Annotated in this window: 1 protein-coding gene (only partly in view); it reads left to right on the top strand. The window is 72.1% G+C overall.

Features of this window, described 5'->3' with window-relative positions; all coding sequences use genetic code 11:
• Nucleotides 1-122: 122 nt before the first annotated feature.
• Nucleotides 123-23996, top strand: partial view of a non-ribosomal peptide synthase/polyketide synthase gene (locus tag HG543_RS01775; protein WP_169342868.1) — the 5' portion only. 19527 nt of this gene lie beyond the right edge of the window; 23874 of the gene's 43401 nt are visible here — the first part of the coding sequence; its start codon is at nt 123-125; its stop codon lies beyond the right edge, outside the window.

Here is a 23996-nt window from a genome sequence, read left to right as displayed (position 1 = left end):
TCCGCTCTGAGCGCAAATCCAGAGCAGGGGTAACTCTGCGCCAGATATGTCCAGTCTTTAAACGTCGGCAGGGCCTGATATAGGCCGCCGCGTCTTTCAACTGGACCGACGAGCGCAGCTTCATGCGAGCCCACAACTTCCGAACCCTCAACGACGTCCTGTTCCACCGCGCCTCTGGAGCCAAGGCAGACGAACGGCAGTACACGTTCCTCGGCGATTCCGAAGGCGAGGAAGTGGCTTTCAGCGCTCGCGAGCTGCACGAGCGCGCGCAACGCATCGCGGCCGCGCTCCAGGCGCGAGGGGCGGTGGGGCAGCGCGTGCTGCTGCTGTACCCGCCGGGGTTGGACTACGTCGCGGGCTTCTTCGGCTGCCTCTACGCGGGAGCCATCGCGGTGCCCGCGTATCCGCCGGACCCGGTGCGGCTGGAGCGCACCCTGCCCCGCCTGCGCGCCATCATCCAGGACGCCGAGGCGACGGTGGTGCTCACCACGTCGGGCATCCTCTCGCTGGCGGACTTCGTCTTCGAGCAGGCGCCGGACTTCCGCGCGCTGCAGTGGCTGGCCACGGACGAGCTGCCCGCGGGCGGCGAGCGTGACTGGCGCGAGCCGGACGTGGGCCCGGACTCGCTGGCCTTCCTCCAGTACACCTCCGGCTCCACGGGCACGCCCAAGGGGGTGATGCTCAGCCACACCAACCTGCTGCACAACCTGGGGCTCATCGCCGGCGCGTTCCAGGTGCGCGACGACAGCGTGGGCGTCATCTGGCTGCCGCCGTACCACGACATGGGCCTCATCGGCGGCATCCTCCAGCCGCTGTACGCGGGCTTCCATGTGGCGCTGATGTCGCCCATGTCCTTCCTCCAGCGCCCCATGCGCTGGCTGGAGGCCGTGTCCCGCTTCAAGGGCACCGTCAGCGGCGGCCCCAACTTCGCGTACGAGCTGTGCGCGCGCCGGGCCACGCCCGAGGAAATCCAGTCGCTGGACCTGAGCGCGTGGGAGCTGGCCTTCACCGGCGCGGAGCCCATCCGCGCCGCCACGCTGGACCGCTTCGCGGAGGTGTTCGCGCCCGCGGGCTTCCGCCGCGAGGCCTTCTACCCGTGCTACGGGCTGGCCGAGGGCACCCTCATCGTCACCGGCGAGGAGAAGGGCCGCTTGCCGCGCGTGCACCTGCTGGATGACGCCGCGCTGTCGAAGGGCCGCGGCGTGCGCGCGGAGGCCGGCGCCGAGGGCGCGCGGACGCATGTCGGCTGCGGCGCGACGCTCCAGGAGCAGCGCCTGCTGGTGGTGAACCCCGAGTCGCGCGTGCCGTGCGAGCCCGGCCAGGTGGGCGAAATCTGGGTGTCCGGGCAGAGCGTCGCGAAGGGCTACTGGCGCAAGCCGGAGCAGAGCGCGGAGACGTTCCAGGCCGTCCCCGTGGGCGCGGAGGACGGGCCGAAGTACCTGCGCACGGGTGACCTGGGCCTGCTGCTGGAGGACGGGCAGCTCATCGTCACCGGCCGGCGCAAGGACCTCATCATCCTGCGCGGCCGCAACCTGTACCCGCAGGACGTGGAGGCCGTGGTGGAGCGCGCGCACAAGCGCGTGCGGCCCGGCAACGTGGCGGCGTTCTCCGTGGAGACGCCGGCGGGCGAGGCGCTCGCGGTGGTGGCGGAGGTGGGCCGCGAGCTGGCCGAGGCCGCGGATCCGGCGGCCCTGGAGGCCGTGGCGGACACCCTGCGGCAGGCCATCGCGCGCGAGCTGGAGGTGCAGCCCCACACCCTCGCGCTGCTGCCCCCGGGCGCCGTGCCCAAGACGTCGAGCGGGAAGATTCAGCGCTACGCCTGCCGCGCCGGACTCGCCTCGGGTGAGCTGCCCGTGCTGTGGCGCACCGATGCGACGGCCCCGGTGTCACAGCCGGCCGCGCCCGCGCCTATCCAGGCCATGCCGGAACCCTCGGCCGCGACGGAGGAGCTCCTCCAGGCCCTGCGCGAAGAGGTGGTGGCCGTGCTCGGCCCGGACGCCGCGCGCCAGGACGCGGACGCGCCGCTCACCCGGCTGGGCATGGACTCGCTCGGCGCCGCGGACCTCCAGGGACGCATCGAGAAGCGGCTCGGCGTGCGCGTCTCCGCCGCCGCGCTGCTGCAGGACCTGAGCCTGAAGGGGCTCGCGGAGTCGATTGCCCGCTCCGGCGGCGCCGGGGCTCCCGCGCTGCCTCCGCTGCGCCGCAGGCAGGACATGGCCGCGGCGATTCCCGCGTCCTTCGCCCAGCAGCGGCTGTGGTTCATCCAGCAGCTCGAGCCGACCTCCACCGCGTACCACATCCCCCTGGCGCTCTCGCTGAAGGGGGCGCTGGACGTGTCCGCGCTGGAGCGCGCCCTGGCGGAGCTGGTGCGGCGCCACGAGGTGCTGCGCACCACCTTCTCGTCGCACCACGGCGAGCTGCGGCAGCACGTCCAGGCCCCGGCCCCCGTGCCCCTGTCGCGCGTGGATGTGACGGGCACCTCGCCCGAGGCGCGCCAGTCCGTGCTGGACGCGCAGGCCGCGCTGGACGGCAAGACGCCCATGGACATGGGTACCGGCCCGCTGCTGCGCTGCACGCTGCTGCGCTTCGCGCCGGATGACCACGTGCTCGTCGTGTCCGTGCACCACCTCGTCGCGGACGGCTGGTCCGTGGGCCTCATGGTGCGCGAGCTGGCCACGCTGCATGCGGCCTTCGCGGAAGGGCGCCCCTCTCCCCTGCCGGAGCCGGAGCTCCAGTACGCGGACTTCTCCGCGTGGCAGCGCGCGCACCTCACCCCCAAGGCCCTGGGCAAGGAGCTGACGTGGTGGAAGCAGGCGCTCGCGGACGCGCCGTCGCTGCTGGCGCTGCCCACCGACCGGCCCCGGCCGCCCCGGCTGTCCTTCCACGGTGCCCGCCGCTCGCGCCTGCTGCCCGCGTCGCTGATGACGAAGCTGCACGCGCTCGGCCGCCGCGAGGGCGCCACGCCGTTCATGACCGTCGTGGCCGCGCTGTCCACCGTGCTTCACCGCTGGAGCGGACAGGCGGACTTCGTGCTCGGCTCGGCCATCTCCGGCCGCGACATTCCGGGCATCCAGACGCTGGTGGGTGATTGCAGCAACTTCGTCCCGCTGCGCGTGCGCGTGCCGGCCGAGGCCACGGTGACGGGCCTGCTCTCCGCGGTGAAGGCGAGCACGCTGGGCGCGCTGACGCACGGCCATGTGCCGTTCGACCACGTGCTCGCGACCGTGGCGCCCGGCTCGCAGCGGCGCGAGCTGTACAACGTCGTCTTCGTCCTCGACGACTACGACATCCCGCACGGGATGCCCGCGGGCGGCGGGGTGACGGTCGACGTGTCGCTGCTCGACAACCGCACCACCGAGCTGGACCTGACGTTCGAGGCGAAGCACGGCCCGGACGGCCTGCTCATCGGCTGCAAGTACGCCTCGGACCTCTTCGACGCGGAGACCATTGACCGGCTGCTGGGCCACCTGGAGGTGGTCATCGGCGGCATGGTGGAGGCCCCGACGCAGCGGCTCGCGGAGCTGCCGCTGATGCCCGAAGCCGAGCGCCAGCACGTCCTCCACGCGTGGAACCCGCGCATGGACGCCTCGCGCGACGGCACCCTGGTGGAGCGCTTCGAGGCGCAGGTGGACCGCTCGCCGGACGCCATCGCCGTCACCTATGAGGGACGGCACCTGACGTACCGGGAGCTGGACGGGCGCGCCAACAAGCTGGCGCACGTGCTGCTGCGCCATGGCGTGGGCCCGGACGTGCTCGTGGGCGTGTGCCTGGAGCGCAGCCTGGACCTCGTCGTCACCCTGCTGGGCATCCTCAAGGCCGGTGGCGCGTACCTGCCCATCGACCCGTCGTACCCGCGCGAGCAGCTCGCCTTCATGCTGGAGGACGCCCAGGCCCCCGTCCTGGTGACGCAGTCCTCGCTCGGTGACCGCGTGCCCGAGTCCGGCGCCGCCGCCGTGGTGCGCGTGGACGAGGTCTTCGCCTCGGCCGACAACGTCACCGCCCCGAGGCCGCCCCGGTGCAACGCGCCGACGGACCTCGCGTACGTCATCTACACGTCCGGCTCCACCGGCCGCCCCAAGGGCTGCATGGTGCAGCACGACAACGTGGTGCGCCTCTTCACCGCGACGGACCACTGGTTCCACTTCGGCCCGCGGGATGTCTGGACGCTGTTCCACTCGTACGCGTTCGACTTCTCCGTCTGGGAGCTGTGGGGCGCGCTGCTCTACGGCGGCCGGCTGGTGGTGGTGCCGTACTGGGTGAGCCGCTCGCCGGAGTCGTTCCACAAGCTGCTGGCCGACGAGGCCGTCACCGTCCTCAACCAGACGCCCACCGCGTTCCGCCAGCTCATCCACGCCGAGCAGCAGGCCGTGGCCCGCGGCAACGCGCCCGAGCTGGCGCTGCGCTACGTCATCTTCGGCGGCGAGGCGCTGGACCTGGCCGCCCTGCGCCCGTGGTTCGAGCGCCATGGCGACGAGCGCCCGACGCTCGTCAACATGTACGGCATCACCGAGACGACGGTCCACGTCACGTACCGCCCGGTGCGGATGGCGGACCTGGACCGGCCGTGGTCCAGCGTCATCGGCTGCCCCATCCCGGACCTGCAGATCTACCTGCTCGACTCCGCCGGCCAGCCCGTACCGGTGGGCGTGCCCGGTGAGATTCACGTCGGTGGTTACGGCGTGGCGCGCGGCTACCTGCGCCGCCCGGACCTGACGTCCGCCCGCTTCGTGGAGGACCGCTTCGGGCCGGTGCCGGGCCGCAAGCTGTACCGCGCCGGAGACCTGGCGCGGCGCCTGCCGAATGGAGATTTGGAGTACCTGGGCCGCATCGACAACCAGGTGAAGATCCGCGGCTTCCGCATCGAGCTGGGGGAGATTGAATCCACGCTCACCACGCACCCGTCCGTGCGCGAGGCGGTGGTGATGGCGCGCGAGGACTCGCCCGGCGACAAGCGGCTCGCGGCGTACCTCGTGCTGGGCGACCTGAAGGACTCGGGTCCGGTGGATCAGCTGTCCCAGTGGAAGGCCGTCTACGACGAGACCTACACGGAGGGCGAGCGCAGCGAGGACCCGACGTTCGACATCTCCGGATGGAATGACAGCTACACCGGGGGCGCGCTGCCCACCGCGCAGATGCGCGAGTGGGTAGACACCACCGTGCGGCAGATTCTGGCGCTGAAGCCCCGGCGCATCCTGGAGCTGGGGTGCGGCACGGGCCTCCTCCTGTACCGGCTGGCCCCGCGCTGCGAGGCGTACTGGGCGCTCGACTTCGCGAAGCCGGCGCTGGACCGCATCGAGCGCCAGCGTGAGCGGATGGGTGACGCGCTCGCCTCCGTGAAGCTGCTGCACCGGCCGGTGGACGACCTGTCCGGCATCGAGCCGGGCTCGTTCGACACCGTCATCTGCAACTCGGTGCTCCAGTACTTCCCGAGCGCGGACTACCTGTTCCAGGTGATTCGCGGCGCGGTGAAGATGGTGCGCCCCGGCGGCCGCATCTTCCTGGGCGACGTGCGCAACCTGGCGCTGCTGAACGCCTTCCGCGCGTCCATCCGCCTGCACCGCGCGCCGGGCAACCTGTCCTCCGCGCAGCTGCTGTACCGCGTGCAGCGCGACGTGCTGGCCGAGGAAGAGCTGGTCGTCTCGCCCACGTTCTACACCTCGCTGGTGGAGCACGTGCCCGGCATCACCCGGGTGGAGGTGCTGCCCAAGCACGGCCGCTACGACAACGAGCTGACCCGCTTCCGCTACGAGGTCATCCTCCACGTGGGGAACGCGGAGGGCGCGCCGAAGCCCGTCCAGCCCGAGTGGGTGGACGGCAGCGCGTTCACCCTGGAGACGCTGCGCGAACGGCTGGAGTCGAAGCCCGAGATGCTGGCCGTGCGGCGGCTGCCGAACGCGCGCGTGCTGGACGACGCGCGCCTCGTCGAGCTGCTCACCGGCACGGGCCGGCCGCCCACGGTGGTCGCCCTGCGCGAGGTGCTGCGCGACTGGCCGGGTTCCCGCGGCGTGGAGCCGGAGGACCTGTACGCGCTCGGTGGAGCCCTGGGCTACGAGACGCGCGTGAGCTGGGCGTCCGCGTACGCGGATGGCTCGGTGGACGTGGTCTTCACGCGTCCTGGCGAGGGCGCGGCCATCGACATGCTGCCGGAGGCCCGCGAGTCGATGCCGTTGGATCGGCTGGCGAATGACCCGCTGCGAGGCGCCCGGAGCGCTCGCGAGGTGTCGCGCATCCGTCAGGCGCTGATGGAGAAGCTGCCGCCGCACATGGTGCCGTCGGCCTTCGTGGTGCTGCCCTCGCTGCCGCTGACGCCCAGCGGGAAGGTGGCCCGGAGCGCGCTGCCCGCGCCCGAGGCGGACCGCATCGTCATCGAGGACGAGTACGTCGCGCCGCGCACGCCCGCCGAGGAGACGGTGGCCCGCATCTTCGCGGAGGTGCTCGGCCAGAACCGCGTGGGCGCGAATGACGACTTCTTCGCCCTGGGCGGACACTCACTGCTGGCCACGCAGGTCGTGACGCGGCTTCGCACGCAGTTCAAGGCGGAGCTGTCCCTGCGCGCCCTCTTCGAGTCCCCCACCGTGGCGCTCCTCGCCGAGCGCATCCAGGGGGCGTCGACTCCGGCCGCCGTCGCGGGCCCGCCGCTGGAGCGGCTGCCTCGCGGGGACGAGTCCTCGCTGGAGCTGTCCTTCGCGCAGCAGCGGCTGTGGTTCCTGGAGCAGCTCCAGCCGGGACAGCTCGCGTACAACATCCCCGTGGCCCTGCGGCTGACGGGGCCCCTGGACGTGGGCGTGCTGAGCCGCACCTTCGCGGAGGTGGTCCGCCGCCACGAGGCGCTGCGCACCACCTTCGTGTCCCGCGACGGCCGGCCCGTACAGCGCATCCAGCCGGCTCCGGCGGAGTGGCTGCTGCCCGTGGAGGACCTGAGCGCGCTGGAGATGTCCGCGCGTGAGGCCGCCGTGCAGCGGCGCTTCACCGAGGAGGCCCACCGCGTCTTCGACCTGGAGCACGGCCCCCTGCTTCGCACCGTGCTGCTGCGCACGGCCGCGGACGGGTACGTGCTGGTGCTGTGCATGCACCACATCGTCTCGGACGGCTGGTCCATGGGCGTGCTGGTGCGCGAGGTGGCCGCCGTCTACGAGGCCCTGGCCCAGGGCCGTGAGGCCACCCTGCCCGCCCTGCCGGTGCAATACGCGGACTACGCGGTGTGGCAGCGCCGCGCGCTGGAAAGCGAGGCGCTGACGGCGCAGGTCGAATGGTGGCGCTCGCGGCTCCAGGGGGCTCCCGCGCTGGAGCTGCCCACGGACTCGCCGCGCCCGGCGGCGCGCGGCCAGCACGGCGCCACGCACTACTTCACCCTGTCCCCGGCGCTGCGGTCGTCCCTGGAGAAGGTGGCGCAGGCCCAGGGCGCCACGCTGTTCATGGTGCTGATGGCCGGGTGGCAGGCGCTGCTGTCCCGGTACTCGGGGCAGAAGGACTTCTGCGTGGGCACCCCCGTGGCCCACCGCTCGCGTCCGGAGCTGGAAGGGCTCATCGGCGTCTTCGTCAACACGCTGGCCCTGCGCTCGCGGATGGACGGGGACCCGACCTTCACCACGCTGGTGGACCGCGTGCGTGAGGAGGCGCTCGGCGCCTTCGCGCACCAGGACGTGCCCTTCGACCGGCTGGTGGAGGCGCTCGGCGGTGAGCGCGACCTGTCCCGCACGCCGGTGTTCCAGGCCGCCTTCACGCTGCAGAACGCGCCCATGCAGCCGCCCTCGCTGCCGGGCGTGCGCGTGGAGCTCCTCCCGAGCGCCACGGCGACGGCGAAGTTCGACATCACCCTGACGCTCACGGAGCGCGACGGGGGGATGGACGGCCAGCTCGAATACAGCCTGGACCTGTTCACCGAGGACACCGTCCGCCGCATGGCGGAGCACCTCCAGCGCCTGTTCCAGGGCGCAGCGGAGAACGCGGCATGCCGGCTCAGCGAGCTGCCGCTGATGAGCGAGGCCGAGCGCAATCAGGTCCTCGTCACCTGGAACGACACTCGCGCCGACTACCCCGTCGACGCCACCATCGCCTCGCTGTTCACCGCGCAGGCGAGCCGTTCGCCTCAGTCCGTGGCGGTGGAGTTCGACGGGCGCACGCTCACGTATGCGGAGCTGGAGTCGCGCTCGAACCAGCTCGCGCACCACCTGCGCTCGATGGGCCTGGGCGCCGAGTCCCGCATCGGTGTCTTCCTCAACCGCGGCCTCGATCTGCCCGTCGCCCTGCTGGGTATCCTGAAGGCGGGTGGCTGCTACGTGCCGCTCGACCCGTCCTACCCCGCCCAGCGTCTGGCCTTCATGGTGCAGGACTCTGGCGTCGCCGCCGTCCTCACCCAGGAGGCCCTGGAGGACGAGCTGCCCGGCGGTGTCCAGCTCTTCGTCTCCCTCGACTCCGAGTGGGACCAGATTGCTCGTCAGCCGACGCACGCCGTGGAGGCGCGCGTCAGCCCGGAGAGCCTCGCGTACGTCACGTACACCTCCGGCTCCACGGGTACGCCCAAGGGCGTCGCCATTCCCCACCGGGGCGTGGTGCGTCTGCTCATCGGTTCGAGCTTCGTCCAGCTCGGACCCGATGAGGTCGTCCTCCAGCTCGCTCCCCTCGCCTTCGACGCCTCCACGCTCGAAATCTGGGGCGCACTGCTGCACGGCGGACGGCTGGTCCTCTTCCCTCAGTCCACTCCGGACCTCGCGGAGCTGGGTCAGGCGCTCACCCGCCACCAGATCTCCGTCCTGTGGCTGACCGCCGCCCTCTTCGACCAGATGCAGCAGCATCAGCCCGAGGCCCTGGCCCGGGTGCCGCGCCTGCTCGCGGGCGGCGACGTGCTGCCGGTGCCGCGCGTGCGCGAGCGTCTGACGCAGGGTCGCAGCCTCATCAACGGCTACGGCCCCACCGAGAGCACCACCTTCACCGCCACCCACCGGCTGTCTCCGGGTGACGAGCTGAAGGACTCGGTCTCCATCGGTCGGCCCATCAGCAACACCCAGGTGTACGTGCTGGACGAGACGCTGCGTCCGGTGCCGGTGGGCGTGCCGGGTGAGCTGTTCATCGGCGGCGACGGTCTGGCCCGTGGCTACCTCGGCCGCCCGGAGCTGACGGCCGAGCGCTTCGTGCCCAACCCGTTCGCCTCCACTCCGGGGGCCCGCCTGTACCGCTCCGGCGACCGCGTGCGCTGGCTGGCGGATGGCACGCTCCAGTTCCTGGGCCGCGTGGACTTCCAGGTGAAGGTGCGTGGCTTCCGCATCGAACTCGGTGAGGTCGAGGCCGCCGTGCGCCTGCACCCCGCCGTGGCCGAAGCCGTGGCGGTGGTTCGCGAGGACGTGCCCGGCGACAAGCGGCTGGTGGCCTACGTGACGCCCGCGGACGTGGACTCCACGGAGCTGCGCACGTTCCTCAAGCAGCGACTGCCCGAGTACATGGTGCCCACCGCGTTCGTCGCGCTGGACACCCTGCCCCTGTCGCCCAACGGCAAGGTGGACCGCAAGGCCCTGCCGGCGCCGGACTTCTCGTCCTCCAGCACCGTGGAGGTGGGCGAGCTGACCCCGCTCCAGCAGCAGCTCGTGGCGCTGTTCCGCGAGGTGCTCAACGTGGAGCGCGTCGGTCCCCACGACGACTTCTTCGAGCTGGGCGGCCACTCGCTGCTGGCCACGCAGCTCGTCACCCGCGTGCGCGCGCAGTTCAAGGTGGAGCTGTCCCTGCGCGCCGTCTTCGAGGCGCCCACCGTCGTCCTGCTCGCGGAGCACCTGGAGGCACTCCTCCCGAACGCGCCGCGCACGAACCTGCCGCCGCTGGTGCCCGTGTCCCGCGAGGGCGCGCTGCCGCTGTCCTTCTCGCAGCAGCGCCTCTGGTTCCTGGAGCAGCTCCAGCCGGGCCAGGCCGTCTACAACGTGACGGTCGCCCTGCGGCTGACCGGCCCCATGAACGTGGACGTCCTGGGCCGCACCTTCGCGGAGATTGTCCGCCGCCACGAGGTGCTGCGCACCACGTTCGTCATCCGTGATGGCGAGCCCTCGCAGCACATCCACGCCGCGCCCTCGCACTGGCCCATGCCCGTCGAGGACCTGAGCACGCTGGACGCGTCCACGCGCGACGCCGCCCTGAAGAAGCGCATGTCCGAGGAGGCGCACCACGCGTTCGACCTCGTGAATGGCCCGCTGCTGCGCACGGTGCTCGTGCGCACCGGCGCCGAGGAGCACGCGCTGCTCTTGACGATGCACCACATCGTCTCGGACGGCTGGTCCATGGGCGTGCTGGTGCGTGAGGTGGCCGCCCTCTACGAGGCCCTGTCCGAGGGCCGTGAGGCCACGCTGTCCCCGCTGCCGGTGCAGTACGCCGACTACGCCGCGTGGCAGCGGCAGGTGCTGGAGGGCGAGTCCCTCAACGAGCAGGTCCAGTGGTGGCGCTCCCGGCTGCAGGGGGCTTCCGCGTTGGAGCTGCCCACCGACTCGCCGCGTCCGGCCGTGCGCACCCTGCGCGGGGCCACGCACTTCCTCATGCTCCCGGCCGAGCAGGTCCGCGAGCTGGAGAAGCTGGCCCAGGCCGAGGGCGCCACGCTCTACATGGTGCTGATGGCCGCGTGGCAGGCGCTGATGGCCCGCTACTCGGGCCAGACGGACTTCTGCGTGGGCACGCCCGTGGCCCACCGCTCGCGTCCGGAGCTGGAAGGCCTCATCGGCTTCTTCGTCAACACGCTGGCCCTGCGCTGCGACCTGTCGGGAGACCCGCGCTTCACCGAGCTGCTCGCTCGCGTGCGCGACGAGTCCCTGGGCGCCTTCGCCCACCAGGACGTGCCCTTCGACCGGCTGGTGGAGACGCTCGGCGGCGAGCGCGACCTGTCGCGCACGCCCATCTTCCAGTCGCTCTTCGTCCTCCAGAACGCGCCCATGCAGCCGCCGTCGCTGGCGGGCATGAAGGCGGAGCTGCTCCCGAGCGCCACGGCCACCTCGAAGTTCGACATCTCGCTGTCCCTGATGGACGCGGACGGCGGGCTGGAGGGCCGGCTCGAGTACAGCCTGGACCTGTTCACCGAGGACACCGCGCGCCGCATGGCGGAGCACTTCCAGCGGCTGCTGGGTGACATCGTCCAGGACGCGGGCCGCCGGCTCAGCGAGCTGTCGCTGATGAGCGAGGCCGAGCGTCACCAGGTCCTCGTGGCCTGGAACGACACGCGCGCCGACTACCCGTCCCACGCCACCGTGCACCAGCTCTTCACCGAGCAGGCCCGGATGCGCCCGGACGCCATCGCCGTGGAGTGCGAGGGCCGCACCCTCACCTACGCCGAGCTGGACACGCTCTCCAACCAGCTCGCCCGCCACCTGCTGTCGCTGAACCTGGGGGCGGAGCCTCGCGTCGGCGTGTGCCTCACGCGCGGCCTGGAGATGTACGTCGGCCTGCTGGGCATCCTGAAGGCGGGCGGCTGCTACGTGCCGCTCGACCCGGCGTACCCGACGCAGCGCCTCGCGTTCCTGTTCGAGGACGCGGGCCTCGCCGCGGTGCTCACGCAGCAGGCCCTGGTGCCCGTGCTGCCCGTGAGCTCGCGGCCCGTGGTGAGCCTGGACTCCGGCTGGGCGCCCGTCGCGCGTCAGTCCGGGGCCCCCGTCGTGGCGCCCGCCGTGACGGACAGCCTCGCGTACGTCACGTACACCTCGGGCTCCACGGGCACGCCGAAGGGCGTGGCCGTGCCGCACCGGGGCGTGCTGCGCCTGCTGTTCGGCTCGCCCTGCATGAAGGTGGGGCCGGAGGACACCGTCCTCCAGCTCACCGCGCTGACCTTCGACCCGTCCACGCTCGAAATCTGGAGCGCGCTGCTGAACGGCGCGCGACTGGTCGTCTACCCGCCGCAGGCGATGGACGTGGAGGTGCTGGCGCGCCTCATCGTCGACCGCCAGGTCACGGCGATGGTCAACGCCACCGCCGTCTTCGACCTGATGCAGCAGCACCAGCCCGAGGCCATGGCCCGGGTCGCGGAGCTCGTGGTCGGCGGCGACGTGATGCCCGCGCCCCGCGCGCGCGAGCGTCTGGCGCAGGGCCGCTCCGTGGTCAACGGCTACGGCCCCACGGAGGTCACCACCGTCACCACGGCGCACCGGCTGTCGCCCGGCGACACCGTGGGCGAGTCCGTCTCCATCGGCCGGCCCATCAGCAACACCCAGGTGTACGTGCTGGACGCGGCGCTGCGCCCGGTGCCGGTGGGCGTGCCCGGGGAGCTGTTCATCGGCGGCGACGGTCTGGCCCGCGGCTACCTCGGCCGCCCGGACCTCACCGCCGAGCGCTTCGTCCCCAACCCGTTCTCCTCCACCCCGGGCACCCGGCTGTACCGCTCCGGTGACCGGGTGCGCTGGAAGGCGGACGGCACGCTGGACTTCCTCGGCCGCATCGACTTCCAGGTCAAGGTGCGCGGCTTCCGCATCGAGCTCGGTGAAGTCGAAGCCGCCCTGCGCGCCGTGCCCTCCATCAGCGAGGTGGTGGCCGTGGTGCGCGAGGACGTGCCCGGCGACAAGCGCCTCGTGGCGTACGTCACGCCCGCGGAGGTGGACACCGCCGCGCTGCGCGAGCACCTGCGCCGGAACCTGCCGGAGCACATGGTGCCCTCGGCCTTCGTGGCGCTCGCGGCGCTGCCGCTGTCGTCCCACGGCAAGGTGGACCGCAAGGCCCTGCCCGTGCCGGACTTCGCGTCCACCGAGGCGGGCTTCGTGGAGCCCCAGACGCCTCGTCAGCAGCAGCTCGCGGCCGTGTTCCGCGAGGTGCTCAACGTGGAGCGCGTGGGCCTGCACGACGACTTCTTCCTCCTGGGCGGGCACTCGCTGCTGGCCACCCAGGTGGTGACGCGGCTGCGCGCGCAGCTCGGCGTGGAACTGCCCCTGCGCGCCTTCTTCGAGGCCCCCACCGTGGCCCGGCTCGCGGAGCGCATCGACGCGGCATCCGGCCCGAGCGCGACGCTGCCCCTGGAGCCCCTGCCCCGTCCGGAGGGCTCGGACGCGCTGCTGGAGGTGTCCTCCGCGCAGCAGCGGCTGTGGTTCATGGACCAGCTCCAGCCGGGGCAGTCCGTCTTCAACATGCCCGCCGCGCTCCGTCTGCGGGGCGCGCTCGACGTGGGCGTGCTGGGCCGCACCTTCGCGGAGGTGGTCCGCCGGCACGAGACGCTGCGCACCACGTTCGTCTCACGCGACGGGCGCCCCCTCCAGCACATCCACGCCGCTCCGGCGGAGTGGACGCTGCCGGTGGAGGACCTGAGCACGCTGGCCCCGTCCGCCCGTGAGGCCGCCGTCCAGCGGCGCATGAGCGAGGAGGCCCACCGGCCGTTCGACCTCGCCAATGGACCGATGCTGCGCACCATGCTGCTGCGCGTGGCCGCGGACGAGCACGTGCTGGTGCTGAACATGCACCACATCGTCTCGGACGGCTGGTCCATGGGCGTGCTGGTGCGCGAGGTGGCCGCCCTGTACGCGGCCCTCGCCGAGGGCCGTGAGCCCGCGCTGCCCGCCCTGCCGGTGCAGTACGCGGACTACGCGGTGTGGCAGCGCCGGGTGCAGGAGGACGCGTCCCAGGCGGCGCAGGTCGAATGGTGGCGCTCGCGGCTCGAAGGCGCTCCGGTGCTGGAGCTGCCCACCGACTCGCCGCGTCCGGCCGTGCGCGGCCAGCGCGGCGCCACGCACTTCTTCACCCTCCCGGCCGAGATTGTCTCCGGCCTGGAGAACGTCGGCCGCTCGCGGAACGCGACGCTGTTCATGGTGCTGATGGCCGGGTGGCAGGCGCTGCTGTCCCGCTACTCGGGGCAGAAGGACTTCTGCGTGGGCACCTCCGTGGGCCACCGCGACCGTCCCGAGCTGGAAGGCCTCATCGGCTTCTTCGTCAACACGCTGGCCCTGCGCTCGCGGCTGGACGGCGACCCGACCTTCGCCACGCTGGTGGACCGCGTGCGCGAGGAGTCCCTGGGCGCCTTCGCGCACCAGGACGTGCCGTTCGAGCGGCTCGTGGACGCGCTCGGCGGTGAGCGGGACATGTCCCGCACGCCGGTGTTCCAGACGCTGTTCGTGCTCCTCAACACGGAGCTGCGGGCGCTCACCCTGCCCGGGGTGTCCGTGGACGTGCTGCCGCTCGTGACGGAGACCTCCCGGTACGACCTGACGCTGGGAATGATGGAGCGCGACGGGGTGATGGAGGGCCGGCTGGAGTACAGCCTGGACCTGTTCACCGCCGATACCGCGCGGCGCATGGTGGAGCACCTGACCGTGCTGCTGAAGGCCGTGGCCCACGGCGCCCAGGAGCAGCGGCTCAGCGAGCTGCCGCTGATGAGCGAGGCGGAGCGCAACCAGGTCCTCGTCACCTGGAACGACACCCGCGCCGACTACCCCGCCGACGCCACCATCCCTTCGCTGTTCACCGCCCAGGCTCGGCGCACGCCGCAGGCCGTGGCGGTGGAGCTGGATGGCCGCACCCTGACCTATGCCGAGGTGGAGGCGCGCTCGAACCAGCTCGCGCACCACCTGCGCTCCATGGGCCTGGGTTCCGAGTCCCGCGTCGGTGTCTTCCTGCGCCGCGACCTCGACCTCGTCGTCGCGCTGCTGGGCATCCTGAAGTCCGGCGGCTGCTACGTGCCGCTCGACCCGAGCTACCCCGCCCAGCGTCTGGCCTTCATGGTGCAGGACTCCGGCGTCGCCGCCGTCCTCACCCAGGAGGCCCTGGAGGACGAGCTGCCCGGTGGCGTCCAGCTCATCGTCTCCCTCGACTCCGAGTGGGACCAGATTGGTCGCCAGCCGACGCACGCGCTCAACGTGCCGGTGAGCCCGGAGGGCCTCGCGTACGTCACGTACACGTCCGGCTCCACGGGCACTCCGAAGGGCGTGGCCATTCCCCACCGGGGCGTGGTGCGTCTGCTCATCGGCTCGCGCTTCGTCCAGCTCGGACCCGATGAGGTCGTCCTCCAGCTCGCTCCCCTCGCCTTCGACGCCTCCACGCTCGAAATCTGGGGCGCGCTGCTGCACGGCGGACGGCTGGTCCTCTTCCCTCAGGCCACTCCGGACCTGGAGGAGCTGGGGCAGGCGCTCACCCGTCACCAGATCTCCGTCCTGTGGCTGACCGCCGCACTCTTCGACCAGATGCAGCAGCAGCAGCCCCAGGCGCTCTCACGCGTGCCTCGGCTGCTGGCCGGCGGCGACGTGCTGCCGGTGCCGCGCGTGCGCGAGCGTCTGGCGCAAGGCCGCAGCCTCATCAACGGCTACGGCCCCACCGAGAGCACCACCTTCACCGCCACCCACCGGCTGTCTCCGGGTGACGAGCTGAAGGACTCGGTCTCCATCGGCCGGCCCATCAGCAACACCCAGGTGTACGTGCTGGACGAGACGCTGCGTCCGGTGCCCGTGGGCGTGCCCGGTGAGCTGTTCATCGGCGGCGACGGTCTGGCCCGTGGCTACCTGGGCCGCCCGGAGCTGACGGCCGAGCGCTTCGTGCCGAATCCGTTCGCCTCCACCCCGGGAGCCCGCCTGTACCGCTCCGGCGACCGCGTACGCTGGAAGCCGGACGGCACGCTGGAGTTCCTCGGCCGCGTGGACTTCCAGGTCAAGGTGCGTGGCTTCCGCATCGAGCTGGGCGAAATCGAGGCCGCCCTGCGCGCCGTGCCGTCCGTCAGCGAGACGGTGGTCGTGGTGCGCGAGGACGCGTCCGGCGACAAGCGGCTCGTCGCCTACGTCACGCCCTCCGACGTGGACAGCACCACGCTGCGCGAGCACCTGCGCCGGCACCTGCCGGAGTACATGGTGCCCGCCGCCTTCGTGGCGCTGGAGTCGCTGCCCCTGTCACCCAACGGCAAGGTGGACCGCAAGGCCCTGCCGGCGCCGGACTTCTCGTCCGCGTCTCCGGAGGCCATGGACATCGGCTCGCTGCCGCTGCCCCAGCAGCAGCTCGTGGCGCTGTTCCGCGAGGTGCTCGGAGTGGAGCGCGTCGGTCCCCACGACGACTTCTTCGAGCTGGGTGGCCACTCACTGCTGGCCACGCAGCTCATCACCCGCGTGCGCGCCCAGTTCGGCGTGGAGCTCCCGCTCCGGACGCTGTTCGAGGCCCCCACCGTCGCGCGGCTCGCGGAGCGCATCGAGGCGCTCCTGCTCCACGCGTCGCGCGCGGAGATGCCGCCGCTGCTGCCCGTGCCCCGTGAGGAGGCGCTGCCGCTGTCCTTCGCGCAGCAGCGCCTGTGGTTCCTGGAGCAGCTCCAGCCGGGACAGGCCGTCTACAACGTCCCCATCGCCCTGAAGCTGTCGGGCCCCCTGGACGTGGACGTCCTGGGCCGCACCTTCGCGGAGATCGTCCGCCGCCACGAGGCGCTGCGCACCACCTTCGTCACGCGTGACGACCAGCCCCAGCAGCGCATCCATGTCGCTCCCTCGCACTGGCCCATGCCCGTGGAGGACCTGCGCACGCTGGACGCGTCCGCGCGCGACGCCGCCCTGAGGAAGCGCCTGACGGAGGAGTCCAACCGTCCGTTCGACCTCGCCAACGGGCCGCTGCTGCGCACGCTGCTGCTGCGCACGGGGGACACCGAGCACGTGCTGATGCTGCTCATGCACCACATCGTCTCGGACGGCTGGTCCATGGGCGTGCTGGTGCGCGAGGTGGCCGCCCTGTACGCGGCTCTCGCCGAGGGCAAGCCCACTCCGCTGCCGGAGCTTCCGGTGCAGTACGCGGACTTCGCCAGCTGGCAGCGCAAGTGGGTCCAGTCCGAGGGCATGAAGGCGCAGCTCGACGCGCTCAAGTCGCGCCTCCAGGGCGTGCCTCCGCTGGAGCTGCCCGCCGAGAACGGCCGTCCCGTCACGCGGACCGTCCGCGGCGCCAGCCAGTTCTTCACCCTGCCGGAGACGCTGGTCCACGCACTGGAGAAGGTGGGCCGCGAACAGGGCTCCACGCTGTTCATGGTGCTGCTGGCCGCGTACGAGGCGGTGCTGTCGCGCTACTCGGGCCAGAAGGACTTCGCCATCGGCAGCCCGATTGCGCAGCGCACCCGGTCCGAGCTGGAGCCGCTCATCGGCTTCTTCGTCAACACCATGGTGCTGCGCACCCGCCTGGAGGGTGACCCGAGCTTCGCCGAGCTGGTGGGCCGCGTGCGCGAGGAGTCCCTCGCCGCGTACGTCCACCAGGACGTGCCGTTCGACCGGCTGGTCGAGGCCGTGGGTGGAGACCGCGCCGAGGGGAGCACTCCGCTCTTCAACGTCATCTTCGCCCTGCAGAACGCGCCCATGCAGCCGCCGTCGCTGCCGGGCGTCCAGGTGGAGCTGCTGCGGACCTTCACGGACACCGCCCGTCAGGACCTGAGCCTCGCGCTGATGGAGCGTGGCAAGGACCTGGAGGGACAGCTCGAGTACAGCCTGGACCTGTTCACCCCGGCCTCCGCCGAGCGGCTGGTCCGGCACTTCGTCGTCCTGCTGGAGGCCGTGGCTCGCGACCCGTCCGTCCGCGTCAGCCAGCTGCAGCTGATGGACGAGGCCGAGCGCGCCCAGGTGCTGGTGGCCTGGAATGACACCTCCGTGGACTACCCGCGTGACGTGCCGCTGCACGGGCTCTTCGCGCGGCAGGCGGTTCGTGCCCCCGGTGCCGTGGCCCTGGCTTCCGGCTCGCGCTCCCTCACGTACGGAGAGCTGGAGACCCGCGCCAATCAGGTTGCTCACTACCTGCGCACCCGCGGCGTGCGTCCGGGCGCCCGCGTCGGCCTGTGCGTCGAGCGTTCGCCGGAGCTCATCGTCGGCATGCTCGGCATCCTCAAGGCCGGTGCCGCCTACGTCCCCGTCGACGCCAAGCACCCCGCCGAGCGCATTGGCTGGATGCTGCGTGAGGCCGGTGTCTCCGTCGTCCTGACGCAGCAGTCCCTCGTGGATTCGCTGCGGCAGGCCGCCAGCGCTGCCCAGACGCAGCAGGGCTCGCCTGGCAGCGTCTCCCAGCAGCCGACGCTCGTGCTGCTCGACGCGGAGTGGAATGCCATCGCCACCCAGCCGGCCACCGCGCCCGGGGTGCGCGTGGACGCCGACGCGCTGGCGTACGTCATGTTCACCTCCGGCAGCACCGGCCGCCCCAAGGGCGTCTGCGTGCCTCACCGGGGCGTCGTACGTCTGGTGCAGGGCAGCCGCTTCATCCACTTCGGTCCCGAGGAAGTCGTCCTCCAGCTGGCTCCCGCCGCCTTCGATGCTTCCACCCTGGAAGTCTGGGGCGCGCTGCTGCACGGGGCGCGGTTGGTGCTGGCTCCGGCCGGCGCCCTCTCTCTGGAGGACCTCGCCTCGCTGCTGGTCAAGGAGCGCGTCAGCACCCTGTGGCTGACGGCCGCCCTCTTCGAGCAGATGGCCCTGCACCAGGGTGAGGCCCTGGCGAAGGTGCGGCAGGTGCTGGCTGGCGGCGACGTGCTGCCCGCCCAGCGCGTGCGCGAGCACCTGGCTCGCCTGCCCGCCGGTGCCGTCCTCGTCAACGGCTACGGCCCCACCGAGAACACCACCTTCTCCACCACGTACACGCTCAAGGCGGGTGACGAGGTGGGCCGCTCCGTCCCCATCGGCCGGCCCCTCTCCAACTCCACCGCATACGTGCTGGACTCGGCCCTGCAGCCGGTGCCTCCGGGAGTCCCCGGCGAGCTGTACGTCGGCGGCGACGGCCTGGCCTGGGGCTACCTCAACCGCGCCGACCTCACCGCCGAGCGCTTCATCCCCAATCCGTTCGCCTCGGCGCCCGGTGCCCGCCTGTACCGCACCGGAGACCAGGTGCGCTGGAAGCCGGACGGCACGCTGGAGTTCCTGGGCCGCACCGACTTCCAGGTGAAGGTGCGCGGCTTCCGCATCGAGCTGGGTGAAGTGGAAGCGGCGCTGCGTCAGGACACGGGCATTCAGGAGGCGGTGGTGGTGGCGCGCGAGGACGTGCCGGGCGACAAGCGCCTGGTGGCGTACTTCGTGCCGGCCACCCCGGGCGTGGACACCGAGGCGCTGCGCGCCTTCGTGCAGCACAAGCTGCCCGAGTACATGGTGCCCTCGGCCTTCGTGGAAATGGCCGCCCTGCCCCTCAATGCCAACGGCAAGGTGGACCGCAAGGCCCTCCCCGCCCCGGTGGCGCCGGCCGCGTCCGCGCCGGCCGTCCCGGAGCGCATGACGCCGTTCCAGCAGCGGGTCGCGGGCATCTTCCGCGAGCTGCTCCGCGTGGAGCACGTGGGCCTGCACGACGACTTCTTCCGCCTGGGTGGCCATTCGCTGCTGGCCACGCAGCTCGTCTCGCGTCTGCGGTCCACCTTCCAGGTGGAGCTGCCCCTGCGCGCGCTCTTCGGCGCCCCCACCGTGGCCCGCGTCACGGAGTTCGTGGAGGAGCAGTTCCTCGTCGCTCGCACCCCCGAGGCGTCCCGGATGCCGCCGCTGCGGCCCGTGCCTCGTGACGGCGACCTGCCCCTGTCCTTCGCCCAGCAGCGCCTGTGGGTGCTCGACCAGGTGCAGCCCGGCGGCACGAACTACAACATCGGCACCGCGCTCGCGCTGGAGGGCACGCTCGACGTCGAGGCGCTGCGCCGCTCGCTGGAGCACCTCGTGGCCCGCCACGAGTCCCTGCGCGCGACGTTCGCGATGAAGGACGGCCAGCCCGTCCAGGTCCTCCACCCGCTCACCGCCTGGACGCTGCCCGTCACCGACCTTGAGGCCACGCCCGCGGAGCAGCGCGAGGCCGAGGCCCGCCGGCTCGCCAACGAGGAGGCCAGCAAGCCCTTCGACCTGGGCGCCGGCCCCGTGCTGCGCACGCGGCTGCTGCGGATGGACGCGGAGCACCACGTCCTGGTGCTCGTCATGCACCACATCGTCTCCGACGGGTGGTCGCTCGCGGTCATGGTTCGCGAGGTGGCCGCGGCCTACGAGGCCTTCGCCGCCGGCAAGGCGCCCATGCTGCCGCAGCTGCCGGTGCAGTACGCGGACTACGCCGCGTGGCAGCGCCAGTGGCTCCAGGGCGACGTGCTCGCGCGCGAGCTGTCGTGGTGGAAGGAGCAGCTCGCCGGGGCCCCGCAGGTCCTGGAGCTGCCCACCGACAAGGCGCGGCCCGCCATCCGCACCCCGCGCGGGGCGATGCAGCCCGTCCACCTCCCCAAGGAGCTCGTCACCCGCCTGCTGTCGCTCGCGCGGAGCGAGGGCACCACGCCCTTCATGGCGCTGCTGGCCGCGTGGCAGGTGGTGCTGTCGCGCTACAGCCGTCAGGAGGAGCTGCTCGTCGGCTCGCCCATCGCCGGCCGCCGCCATGGCGAGCTGGAGGGCCTCGTCGGCTTCTTCGTCAACACGCTGGTGCTGCGTGGCCGCGTGCGTCCCCAGGACTCGTTCCGCGCGCTGCTGCGTCAGGTGCGTGAGACCACCCTGGCCGCCTTCGAACACCAGGACCTGCCCTTCGAGAAGCTCGTCGAGGAGCTGGGCGCCACGCGCGACCTGAGCCGCAACCCGGTGGTGCAGGTCATCTTCGCCCTGCAGAACACGCCCACCGAGGCGATGCGGGCGTCTGGCCTCACCCTGCGCCCGCTGGACGTGGACAACGCCACGGCCCGGTTCGACCTGGGCCTCAGCCTGAGCGAGGCGCCGGACGGACTGCGCGGCGTCATCGAGTACAGCACGGACCTGTTCGAGGCCCCCACCGTGGCCCGCCTCGCCGGTCACCTGCGCACCCTGCTGGAGGCGGCCGTCGCCACGCCGGACCGGCCGATGGCCACCCTGCCCCTCCTCACGCCCGAGGAGCACCAGCAGGTCCTGGTCGGATGGAACGGCGCCGTCCTCCCGTACCCGTCGCACCTCACCATCCACGAGGCCGTCTCGCGCCACGCCATCCACCGTCCGGACGCCATCGCGCTCGAGTGCGGCGAGGAGCGCGTCACGTTCGGTCAGCTGGAGAGCCGGGCCAACAAGCTCGCCCACCTGCTGCGCTCGCACGGCGTGGGCCCCGACACGCGCGTGGCGGTGAGCCTGGAGCGCGGCGTGGAGCTCATCGTCTCGCTGCTCGCCATCCTCAAGGCGGGCGGCGCGTACGTCCCGCTGGATGCGTCGTACCCCGCGCAGCGGCTGGCCGTCATGCTGGAGGACGCCCGCCCGAAGCTGCTCGTCACCACGCGCAACCTGCGCGGGCTGCTCACCCTCCCCGAGGCTGCGCCCCAGTGCCTCTTCGTGGAGGAGCTGGCGCTGGAGTCCCAGCCCACCACGCCGCCGGTGTCCGGCGCCGGGCCGCGCGACGTGGCCTACGTCATCTTCACGTCGGGCAGCACCGGCCGGCCCAAGGGCGTGGCCGTCGAGCACCGCGGCATCCTCCGCCTGATGCACTCCGAGCCGTATGCCAGCTTCGGCATTCGCGAGACGTGCATCCTCATGGCCCCCATCTCCTTCGACGGCTCGGTGATGGAGATGTGGATGCCGCTGATTCACGGCAGCCGTCTGGTCATCCTCCCCGCGCAGGTGGCGGCGGGAGACCTGGATGCGCTGGGCCAGGTGGTGGAGCGCCACGGCGTCTCCTTCATCCACCTGTCCGCGGGCCTCTTCGCGCAGCTGGTGGACTACCGGCCCGACATCCTGAGCCGCGTGCGGGAGATCCACGTCGGCGGCGATGTGCTCTCCGCGCCGCATGCCCGCCGCGCGCTGGAGTCGCTGCGCCTGCCCCTCACCAACGGCTATGGCCCCACCGAGGGCTCCATCGTCGCCTCGGCCTTCCGCATGGAGCGGCCCGAGCAGGTGGTGAGCAACATCCCCATCGGCGGACCGCTGGCCAACACGCGCACGTACGTGCTGGACGCGCGGCTCCAGCCCGTGCCCGTGGGCGTGCCCGGTGAGCTGTTCATCGGCGGCGACGGCGTGGCGCGCGGCTACGTGAACCGCCCGGACATCACCGCCGAGCGCTTCATCCCGAACCCGTTCGCCACCGAACCCGGTGAGCGCCTCTACCGCACCGGCGACCTCGCTCGCTGGCGCGCGGACGGCGTGCTGGAGTTCCTCGGCCGCATCGACAACCAGGTGAAGGTGCGCGGCTTCCGCATCGAGCTGCCCGAGGTGGAGGCCGCCCTGCGCGACCTGCCGGGCGTGCACGAGGCGGTGGCCGTGGTGCGCGAGGACGTGCCGGGCGACAAGCGCCTCGTGGCCTACGCCATGGCGCGCGAGGGCCAGACGCTCGACACCGCCACCCTGCGCGCCGGGCTCCGCCAGCGGCTGCCCGAGTACATGGTGCCGTCCGTCTTCGTGGTGCTGCCGACGCTGCCGCTGAACACCAGCGGCAAGGTGGACCGCAAGGCGCTGCCGGCCCCGGACGCCGCGTCCACCGGCCGCCAGGGCCGCTTCGTGGAGCCGGCCAATCCGCTGGAGCAGCAGCTCGCCGCCCTCTACGCGCGCGAGCTGGGCACCGACCGCGTCGGCGTGCACGACCACCTCTTCGAGGAGCTGGGCGGCACGTCCCTGTCCGTGGTCCGCATCGCGGCGCGCCTGCGCGAGGAACTCAAGCGCGACGTGCCCGTGGTGTGGCTGTTCGAGCACCCCACCATCCATGACCTCGCCCAGCGCCTGGAGCGCGAGGCGGGCACGGCCTCCGAGGCGACCGCGGCGAAGCCCGCTCCGGGCCACCAGCCGCGTCCGGTGACGGCCTCTCCGTCCAGCTCGGGTGCCATCGCCATCGTCGGCATGTCGGGCCGCTTCCCCGGCGCCGGCTCCGTCCAGGCGTTCTGGCGCAACCTGCGCGAGGGCATCGAGTCCATCTCCCAGTTCACCACCGAGGAGCTGGAGCACATGCCGGGCCTGCCCGACGGCCTGGAGCTGTGGCAGCACCCGGACTTCGTCCCCGCCGGCGGCGTGCTGGAAGGCATCGAGCGGTTCGACCATGCCTTCTTCGACATGTCCCTGCGCGAGGCGCAGTGGTTGGACCCGCAGCAGCGGCTCTTCCTCCAGTGCGCGTGGAGCGCGCTCGAGGACGCGGGCGTCGACCCCGACCGCTTCCCCGGAGCCATCTCGCTGTACGCGGGCGCCATCGAGTCCGGCTACACGGACGCGGTGCGCGCGACGATGCCGCTGGATGGCGCGACCCTGTTCGAGCTGTACGGCACCGCCACCCACGTGAGCCTGGCCACGAAGACGTCCTTCAAGCTGGGCCTCACGGGTGAGAGCACGCTCGTCTACACCGCGTGCTCCACGGGTCTGGTGGCCATCCACCTCGCCTGCCAGAACCTGCTGGCGGGTAACTCGGACGTGGCGCTCGCCGGCGCGACGCGCATCGCCGTGCCGCAGCGCACGGGCTACGTCTGGCAGGAGGGGATGATCTTCTCGCCGGACGGACACTGCCGCGCCTTCGACGCGAAGGCCCAGGGCACGGTGTCCGGCAACGGCGTGGCCGCCGTGGTCCTCAAGCGGCTGGAGGACGCGCAGCGCGACGGCGACTCCATCTACGCCGTCATCCGGGGCACCGCGACCAACAACGACGGCCGCAACAAGTCCGGCTACACCGCGCCCAGCGTGCAGGGGCAGACGGCCGTCATCGGCCAGGCGCTGGCCCGGGCCGGTGTGGAGCCGAAGGACATCGGCTACGTGGAGACCCACGGCACCGCGACGCCGCTGGGAGACCCCATCGAGGTGTCGGCGCTCCAGCGCGCGTACGGCCTCGGGGCCGAGCACCGGGGCACCATCGCCCTGGCCTCACTGAAGAGCAACGTCGGCCACATGGACACCGTGGCCGGCCTGGCGGGCGTCATCAAGGTCGCGCTGTCGCTGCACCACGGAGAGATTCCTCCGAGCCTGCACTTCGAGCGCCCCAACCCGCAGATCGACTTCGATTCCGGACCCTTCTTCGTCAACACATCCCTGCGGCAGTGGCCGAGGGGCGAGACGCCGCGGCGCGCGGCGGTCAGCTCCTTCGGCATCGGCGGCACCAACGCCCACGCCGTGCTCGAGGAATCACCCATGTCGTCCCAGAGCGGTTCCACCAGGCGCAACCATCAGGTCTTCACGCTCTCCGCCCGCTCGCCCGAGGCG

It is taken from the genome of Pyxidicoccus fallax (genome assembly GCF_012933655.1).
GTDB classification, from domain to species: domain Bacteria; phylum Myxococcota; class Myxococcia; order Myxococcales; family Myxococcaceae; genus Myxococcus; species Myxococcus fallax.
Note: the sequence above shows the minus strand (reverse complement) of the source record. Positions and strands in the feature narration are given on the sequence as shown.